The sequence below is a fragment of the uncultured Caballeronia sp. genome, assembly GCF_964243625.1.
Taxonomy (GTDB): Bacteria; Pseudomonadota; Gammaproteobacteria; order Burkholderiales; family Burkholderiaceae; genus Caballeronia.
On record NZ_CAXTGZ010000269.1, the window covers coordinates 1 to 8,024 of the forward strand.

The following is an 8,024-nucleotide window of genomic DNA, read 5'->3' on the forward strand; positions in this document are numbered from 1 at the left end:
CTTCGGCGGCGTTTAAACGCGCGCAGGAATCCGCCGAACAGTACCTCATCTTCGAAAAGATCCCGGTCGCGAACGAAGGTGATGTCGGCATCAACATTTCGTACGAACTCGATCTTTTCGGCACGCTGCGCCGCGGCGTTGAAGCGGCGCAAGCAGACAGCGATGCAACCCAGGCCGCTGCCGATCTCGCGCGGATCTCGGTCGTGGCCGACGTCGTGCGCGCTTATGTACAGAATTGCTCGGCGGCCGAAGAACTCGTGATTGCGCAAAGGTCGCTGGCGTTGCAGCGCCAGCGGGTATCGGTATCGCGCAGGTTGCAGCAGGCTGGACGCGGCAACGCGCCCGATGTGACCGCCGGCCAGACGCAGGTCGCCACGCTCAGCGCGAATATCCCGGTGTACACCGCGCGCCGCAAGATCGCGCAATATCAACTGGCGGCGCTGCTGGCGCGTTCGCCGGAAGACCTGCCCAAGGCCGTGTACGCCTGCAACAAGACGCCGACGATCGCACAACCCCTGCCCGTCGGCGATGGCGCCGCCCTGCTGCGCCGCCGCCCCGATGTACGGCAAGCGGAGCGAAGGCTGGCGGCATCGACCGCGCGCATTGGAGTCGCGACGGGCGCGTTGTATCCGACGGTGAGCATCGGCGCGTCTGCCGGTTTGACCGGCGTGCTGGAAGACCTCGGCACGCAACCGACCGCGCGCTGGGGCTTTGGTCCGCTGATCAGCTGGACGTTCCCGGTGAATGGCGCACGCGGCCGGATTCACGAAGCGCAATATGGCGCCGACGCTGCGCTCGCCCAGTTCGATGGTGTCGTGCTCAAGGCGTTGCGCGAGACGCAGTCGAGTCTCGCGACGTATTCCGCCGATTACACCCGCGCCGACGCGCTGCGGGCCGCGCAGAAATCGGCGGCTGAATCCGCTGACCAGACGCACCGGTTTTTCCTCGCCGGGCGCGAATCGTTTATCGCCGATCTGGATGCGACTCGCGTGCTGACATCGACGAACGCGCAGTTGTCGGCGGCCGAGGGGCAAGTGGCGATCGATCAGGTGAATTTGTTTCTTGCGCTGGGCGGGGGATGGGAGATGGGTTCAACGCCCGCGCCTGCTGCAGCAAGCAGCATCAAGGCGGCGACTGACTGATAGGCGCGCTTTCCGTGTAACCTTGAGCGCTCCCTGACCCCGACGTTCAACCATGCGACGCATTCCCCAGCAAGAACGCGCCGAGAAGCGCATGCAGGACATGCTCGCGGCCGCCGGCACCGTCATCGCCGAACGCGGCCTCGAAGCCGCCACCATGACCGAGATCGCCGCACGCGCGGGGGTATCGATTGGTGCGGTCTACCAGTATTTCCCGAACAAGGACGCGCTCGCCATCGCGCTGCGCACCGAGTATGGCGCGCTCATGGACGAACGCTGGAGCGCGCTCGCCGAGCATGCACGCACCGCCAGCACGCCCGAGCTCGCCGGGCGGCTGATCGACCTGATGACAGGGTTTATCGGCGACCATCCGGCTTATCTGGCGTTATCGGCGGCGTCCACACCCACCAATCGCAGCGACGACGACCGCAGCCGCCTGCGGCAACGCTTCGCGGAACTGTTCGCGCACCGGCGCACAGACCTGGCGCCGGCCGACGCGCTGCGCGTCGCCGAGGTGCTTCTGCAGATCGTGAAGGGTCTTCCGCCGCTCTACATGGCCGCGAAACCGAAGGAACGGCGTCTTCTCATCGACGAATACAAGACCGCCGCGACGGCGTATCTCACCGCGCGCCTGAACTAGCGGCATGCAGGTTGCTGCGCAATAAGGTGTACGCTCGCCGAACCGCCACATTTTGCGCATGTTCCAGGCTTGACCGGGACTTGTGTCACGCACATCGCGCGCACTCCGACCTCCGGGCTCATGAAAACTTTCCATTGCAATCACTGCAATCAGTTGGTGTTCTTCGAGAACTTCCGCTGCGAACGCTGCGAGTCCCTGCTGGGTTTCATTCCCGAACTCGCTGAAATCAGCGCGTTCGAAGACGCGGGCGACGGCCTCTGGCGCAGCCGCCACCCCGAACGCGGCGACGCGGGCCTGTACAAGCCGTGTCACAACTACGCCGTCGAAAAAGTCTGCAACTGGATGGTGCCGGCCGATTCACGCGATCCCCTCTGCCACGCATGCCGCCTGACCCACACCATTCCGAACCTCGGCGTGCCCAATCGTCGCTACTACTGGTTCCGGCTGGAAGCGGCAAAGCGGCGCCTGCTCTATACGCTCGGCGCGCTCGGACTTCGCGTGGACTCCCGCCAGGACAATCCGAAGACGGGGCTGCAGTTCGAATTCATGGAGGATGGCCGGGGCAAACGCGTGCTCACGGGCCACGACAACGGCCTGATCACGATGAACATTGCCGAAGCCGACGACGCCCAGCGCGAACGCGCCCGCCTCGCGATGGGCGAACCCTACCGTACCTTGCTGGGGCATTTCCGGCACGAGATTGGCCACTACTATTTCGACCGGCTGATCGCGGATACGCCGTGGATCGACAGTTTCCGGATGCTGTTCGGCGACGAACGCGCGAGTTACAGCGGAGCGCTCGCGCGCCACTACAAGGAAGGTCCGCCGCCGGACTGGAACAAGTCGTTCGTGAGCGGCTACGCGACCACGCACGCGTGGGAAGACTGGGCGGAGACATGGGCACATTACCTGCACATCTTCGACACCATCGATACCGCCCGCGCCTGCGGCGTAGCCCTCGCGCCATTGAACACGCTCGATCCCACGCTCGTGGCGCAGCCGCCCGTCGGCGAAGCGACCTTCGACCACCTGATGCACCAGTGGTTTCCGCTCACCTATGCGCTAAACAGCCTGAATCGCAGTCTCGGCATGCCCGACGCTTACCCGTTCGCGCTCGCGCCGCCGGTGGTCGAAAAGCTGCGCTTCGTGCATCGCGTGATCGCGGCCGCAGGGCAAGTCCAGCAATAAACTTCTTACGCCACGGCTTTGAGGGCTGCCGGGCTCGCACTGGACGAAGCCGGTTGCCCTCCGTGCAACGATACCTTCGACGTCTCCGGCAACATCATCCCGCCAATCAGGCCCATCACCGAAATAACGATCAGGTACAGCGCCGGCGACATGTTGTTGCCGGTCGTCGTGATCAGCCACGTGGCGACGAGCGGCGCGGTGCCGCCGAAGATCGTGTAAGCGAGGTTATAGGTGATGGCTGAAGCGGTGTAGCGTGTGCGCGTCGGGAATATTTCGGACAACAAAGGTGCGGTCACCACGCCCGACAACACTGCGCCGATCGCCAGCAGTCCTACCCCCAGCACCGACGGCAGGAACTGCCCTGAACTGCCAAGCGAAAACGATGGATATACGGTCGCGATCAAAATCACGCACGTCGTCAGCACGGTTTTCCTGCGTCCAACGAAGTCTGAATACAAACCTGCGAGCGGGCACAGCGCAGCCGCGAAAAACAGCGCAATCACGGTAATCAGCAAGGATGTCGCGCGATTCAGATGGCCGGCGACCTGCAGGTAAGTCGCGAAGTACGTCGTGAACATATAAAACGACAACGCCGTCACGGAGATGAACGCGCCCAGCTTCAGGATGCCTGCCGCCTGCGTGCGCAGCGTATCGCGTAATGGCGCGTGCGCCACGGCGTGCTCGCCCTCGAGCGCACGGAACGCCGGCGTTTCGTTGAGATTCATCCGCAGATAAAGCCCGATCAAGCCGATCGGCGCGGCCGCCAGGAATGGTACGCGCCAGCCCCACGAACTCATGGCATCGGCGGACAGGGAGGCATCGAGCGCGTAGGCCACGACCGCGGCGACCGCGAAAGAAGAAAACGTCGAGACCGGCACGAAACTGCCATATCGCGCACGCTTGTGCTGCGGCGCGTGTTCCATCACGTAGGCGCACGCACCGGCGTATTCGCCGCCCGCCGAGAAGCCCTGCACGCAGCGGATCACCGTCAAGAGCAGCGGCGCGAATGCGCCGACGGCGGCGTAAGTCGGCAATAAACCGATCAATGTCGTCGCGCCCGCCATCAGCAAAATAGTCAGCGCCAGCGTGCGCTTGCGGCCGATCCGGTCGCCGATCACGCCGAACACAATTCCGCCGAGCGGCCTGAACGCAAACGCCACGGCGAACACGGCAAAGGTCTTGAGCAATCCGACAGCGGGGTCTCCGCTCGGAAAAAACTCGCGCGTGAGGATGGTCGCGAGAAAGCCGTACGCGGCGAAATCGAACCATTCGACGAAGTTGCCGATCGATGCCGCGAGAATCACTTTGCGCAGCGTTTTCAGATCGACTTCAGGAGGCGCGGCTTCCAACGTTCTCGACATTCGATGACTCCCGGATAAAGGACTGGCCTTGGCTGTTTGTTGGATTGATGGGTTCCCTTTGAGTAGATGCGACCATAAACCGGACTCCTAGAACGATCGCGTCATAGTGGTAGGACCCAGGCGACACGAACACCATGCCGCCCTTTGCCGTCTCCTCGCAATCTGCAGGAGTTCGATGTACGCCAGTCATCGGTATCGATGACAGCGATGGTTCCGCCGTCGACCAGATGCTGGAGCTGACCGGTGGTGAAGGCGCTGACCGGGGCTGCGAATGCGTGGGTTATCAATGCAGTTGCAAGGGCCAGGAAGTCCCGATCATCTCGCACGAATTGCCGCTCGACGAGGCGCCCGAAGCGTACAAGCACTTCGACGAAGCGGCAACGGCTGGACCAAGGTCATATTGAAGCCGGCTGCATAAGCATCGGGAGCGCCGTCTGACGGCGCTCCCTCAGCCTTTTTTGAGTCCTGCTGATTTGAACGTCCCTTGCGCGCTCGCGATCAGGATCTTGTCGTCCACCCACGCCTCGCCGCGTGAGAAGAAAATGCTGCGGCCCTGTCTTTCGATAAAGCCCTTCGCTGTAACGCTTTCACCCAGCCCTGTATCCAGATAATTGACCGTCAGCGACAACGTGAAGCCGTGCCTGGCAGGTTCGTCCTCGGGTGCATACAAGCCGGAATAACCGCAGGCGGCATCGAGCAGCGTCGCCACCACCCCGCCCTGCAACACACCGCGCCGGTTCAGGTGCTTCGGCTGGATCGGCATGCGAAATTCGGCGTAGCCTTCCTTCCAGCCTACATGCCGGGCATCGAGGTATTCGAGGAACGGGTTGTCGAGGACGAGATTGGACATCGGGAAAAGATCTCCTTTGCCGACCGGAGTTATCGCCGCAGCACTTAGTCCGGTCTCATGAATCTTGATAGGATCGACCGGAAAAAAAGCTAACTTCGATCCCGGCCGGAACATTGATTCGATCACTATAACCAGGCCACGGCGAAGTCGTTGGCCTGCAGGCTATCCCCCGGCAAGCCTGTCCATCTTTGCCGGAGCGGCGAGATGTACGCGTGCGCAAACTGAATCGACGTCCGATAAAGCGCTCAGGCAATCGCCTGCGGTTTATAGCCGCCCACTACTGCTCTGCGACCAGCTCCGGATAGCGACGTCTATTTCGCACCGCGTTCAAACCGGTCTGAGCCCGTGCGGCTATTGGTACGACATCGTGAATGTAGCCAATGCCTTGATCGATCCGGCCGTGACGTTTCCGGTACGAATGTACTGCGCCGTTAAAGGCAGCACGAGCACGCCGTTCGGCGAAGCACCGATCAACCACTGATTCGGCACATTCGGCCCCGCCGCATCCGGACCGAAACTTACCGGCGTGCCCTTGTCCCTGAGGACCTGTACACCAACGCCCTTGGCCGTCGATTCAGACGCGAGGTTAAGCACGTTCGAACGGTTCGACGGATCGACTGCGTCGGTGATGACTATGGAAACTTGTGCGCCGGTTGCACAGGCAAAGCTGAGGTTGAACGATTGAGCGCCGGCCGTGGTTCCCAGGCCGCCTGAAAATCCGCGTACGGATACGGTGGGGAGCGCAACGACCGGAGCGTCGGTCTGTACTGAACAGGTGGCAGTGCTGAGCGTGCCGCTTGCCGTGCCCGTATAAAGCGAACCAAACTGGTAACTATTGCCAGGACTGTCTGAGTGCTGATAGGTGATCGTGACGGTCGGGATTGTTAAAAGGCTCGATGCTCCCGCGGCGACAGGACCGGTCGTCACGAGACTGACGACACTTGCGATATCGATATTTACATAAGGTCCACCGACCGGCGTGTTGACGGGACAGGTCAGCCTGACCTCTCCTTTGTCCAGCGTGGCATTAACCGCATTGCACGCCGGTGCGTTGAACGCAAAGCGAACACCCAGGCCTGGGACGTTGGTCGCATAGACATCACTAAACCCTGATGCCAGCGACGCGGTCGTCTTAAAAATGGCGTATTCGTCGGCTGAAGTCGAGACGGGCGCAGACGAAAGAAGCCTGCACGGTATCTGAAACGCATCCGGTGCCAGCGTCTTGACCGTGGCCCCCACAGCAGGCGACGCCGGGACCGAAATGGTTCCTGCGGCAAGCACTTTGCTTACGTTCACCGGGTAAGTGCATGTCAGGCTGGCGCGTGCGGACGTCGCGCTGAAGACAATGCACGCTGTAAGCGCAATGAAGAAAAGGTGCCTGCTGAAAGAGGTCTGGATGCCCCAATCGATAGCAAAAAAGCGGTTGTTCGCCGAGCGGTCGGTGCTGCTAGTGGCAGATGAAACGAATGCGGTTTTTGGCCACATAAACATTGAAGCCCTTCAGGTAGCAGGTCAAGATGTAAGCCGGAATCAAGCCGATGTGCAGTCCGGCCTTGGCGCACCGAGGCACTGAGGCACTGAGGCACTGAGGCACTGAGGCACCGACACCCTACCGACCGCGTGCCATGACCGTCCACCTCGAAATTGACAACAGCAGTCTTCCAACAAAACGCTTGATTAAAATGAGTTGTTCGCGCCTGAGCCCGTTTGGTTTGTCGCTGTCACGAGTCCAAAGCACGGACCGTTTCTTGTTTGGAAACGGTAATGGAAAAATTGGCAATTCTCGACTTGGTGTGTGGACGGCATGATGAGCATCCGAGACCTTGCGGCGCTCAAACGTGGCGATGCCACGCCTCAGCTACCAGCGGCATCGCACGAAAACAGGAACCACTGCCATGACCACAATTCATAAACGCCTGTATATCCAGGAAGTCGCGACCCGCGACGGCTTTCAGAACGAAACGCAGTTCGTCGATACCGACGCAAAGATCGCCCTGATCGATGCCCTGAGCACGTGCGGCTTCGCGAAGATCGAAGTCACGTCGTTCACGTCGCCCAAGGCGATTCCCGCGTTGCGCGACGCCGAAGCCGTGATGCACGGCATCACGCGGCGCGAAGGCGTGGTCTACACCGTGCTCGTGCCGAACGTGCGCGGGGCGGAACGCGCGCTGTCGTGCGGCGTGGATGAAGTCAACCTCGTGATGTCGGTCAGCGAAACTCACAACCGCGCAAACCTGCGCATGGGCCGCGAGCAGTCGTTCGCCCAGTTGCGCGAGGTGATCGGCGTGGTGAAGTCGACACCGGTTGCCATCAACGTGTCGCTGTCGACATCGATGGGATGCCCGATGGAAGGCGACATTCCCGTTGAAGAAGTGCTGCGCTGGACGGAAGAATTCGCCACGCTCGGCGTACATGGCGTGACCCTTTGCGATACCACCGGCATGGCTTATCCGTCGCAAGTGAAAGCCTTGTGCGAGCGCGTGCGCAAAGTGTTTCCCGCGCTCGAACTGACGCTGCACTTTCACAATACGCGCGGCATGGCGCTTGCCAACACTCTCGCGGCGCTGGAGGCGGGTATCGATCGTTTCGATGCGTCGCTGGGAGGCATTGGCGGCTGTCCGTATGCGCCAGGCGCGAGCGGCAACGTCTGTACCGAAGAACTCGTGCACATGCTGGCGCTCGACGGCTACGATACCCGTGTCGATCTCGCTGCCGTGCTTAAGGCATCGGCTTTGTTGCCCGGGTTGATCGGCCACGATGTACCCAGCCAGATTCTCAAGGCCGGCCGCCGGCTCGATCTTCACGACGCCCCGCCCGATCAGCAAAGAACAGCCGCACACGAAGGA

The 8,024-nt window shown here is 61.5% G+C and carries 7 protein-coding genes and 1 pseudogene; 5 read left to right on the forward strand and 3 right to left on the reverse strand.

Going from position 1 to position 8,024, the window contains the following annotated elements; genetic code table 11:
- From ACFFAR_RS18390 to ACFFAR_RS18400, 3 genes are all read left to right on the forward strand, one after another.
- Nucleotides 1–1,142: TolC family protein (locus ACFFAR_RS18390; protein ID WP_174364706.1), on the forward strand; the 1,142-nt coding region annotated here is incomplete at its 5' end.
- Between the two features lie 52 nt (nucleotides 1,143–1,194).
- Complete coding sequence (locus ACFFAR_RS18395; RefSeq protein WP_174364705.1) at nucleotides 1,195–1,779, forward strand: TetR family transcriptional regulator; 585 nt, start codon at nucleotides 1,195–1,197, stop codon at nucleotides 1,777–1,779.
- A 120-nt stretch (nucleotides 1,780–1,899) separates the two neighbouring features.
- Nucleotides 1,900–2,967, forward strand: a complete 1,068-nt coding sequence (locus ACFFAR_RS18400) for a putative zinc-binding metallopeptidase (RefSeq protein WP_062003075.1) — start codon at nucleotides 1,900–1,902, stop codon at nucleotides 2,965–2,967.
- A gap of 5 nt (nucleotides 2,968–2,972) precedes the next feature.
- On the opposite strand, the gene ACFFAR_RS18405 is transcribed toward ACFFAR_RS18400, so the two are convergent.
- Entirely contained in the window at nucleotides 2,973–4,328 is a 1,356-nt protein-coding gene (locus ACFFAR_RS18405; RefSeq protein ID WP_062003076.1) for an MFS transporter, read from the reverse strand.
- Between the two features lie 188 nt (nucleotides 4,329–4,516).
- Here ACFFAR_RS18405 and ACFFAR_RS18410 point away from each other — a divergent pair.
- Nucleotides 4,517–4,746 (forward strand): annotated as a pseudogene (locus tag ACFFAR_RS18410) (hypothetical protein); the annotation flags it as partial.
- 30 nt (nucleotides 4,747–4,776) lie between these two features.
- On the opposite strand, the gene ACFFAR_RS18415 reads toward ACFFAR_RS18410, so the two are convergent.
- Together ACFFAR_RS18415 and ACFFAR_RS18420 are read right to left on the reverse strand one after the other, a co-directional pair.
- Nucleotides 4,777–5,178, reverse strand: coding sequence for a hotdog fold thioesterase (locus tag ACFFAR_RS18415; protein WP_174363828.1), 402 nt, complete (start codon nucleotides 5,176–5,178; stop codon nucleotides 4,777–4,779).
- 351 nt (nucleotides 5,179–5,529) lie between these two features.
- A complete protein-coding gene (locus ACFFAR_RS18420) occupies nucleotides 5,530–6,663 on the reverse strand; it encodes a fimbrial protein (protein WP_075357300.1) in 1,134 nt (377 codons plus the stop codon).
- Nucleotides 6,664–7,073: 410 nt separating this feature from the next.
- On the opposite strand from ACFFAR_RS18420, the gene ACFFAR_RS18425 reads away from it, so the two are divergent.
- Nucleotides 7,074–8,024, forward strand: a 951-nt coding sequence (locus ACFFAR_RS18425; protein WP_375508232.1) for a hydroxymethylglutaryl-CoA lyase, incomplete at its 3' end; no start/stop codon positions are given.

Bases quoted from the DNA above. Each gene is read 5' to 3' on its own strand.
- ACFFAR_RS18395 (WP_174364705.1), top strand. From the start codon at position 1,195: ATGCGACGCATTCCCCAGCAAGAACGCGCCGAGAAGCGCATGCAGGAC.
- ACFFAR_RS18400 (WP_062003075.1), top strand. From the start codon at position 1,900: ATGAAAACTTTCCATTGCAATCACTGCAATCAGTTGGTGTTCTTCGAG.
- ACFFAR_RS18405 (WP_062003076.1), bottom strand. From the start codon at position 4,328: ATGTCGAGAACGTTGGAAGCCGCGCCTCCTGAAGTCGATCTGAAAACG.
- ACFFAR_RS18415 (WP_174363828.1), bottom strand. From the start codon at position 5,178: ATGTCCAATCTCGTCCTCGACAACCCGTTCCTCGAATACCTCGATGCC.
- ACFFAR_RS18420 (WP_075357300.1), bottom strand. From the start codon at position 6,663: ATGTGGCCAAAAACCGCATTCGTTTCATCTGCCACTAGCAGCACCGAC.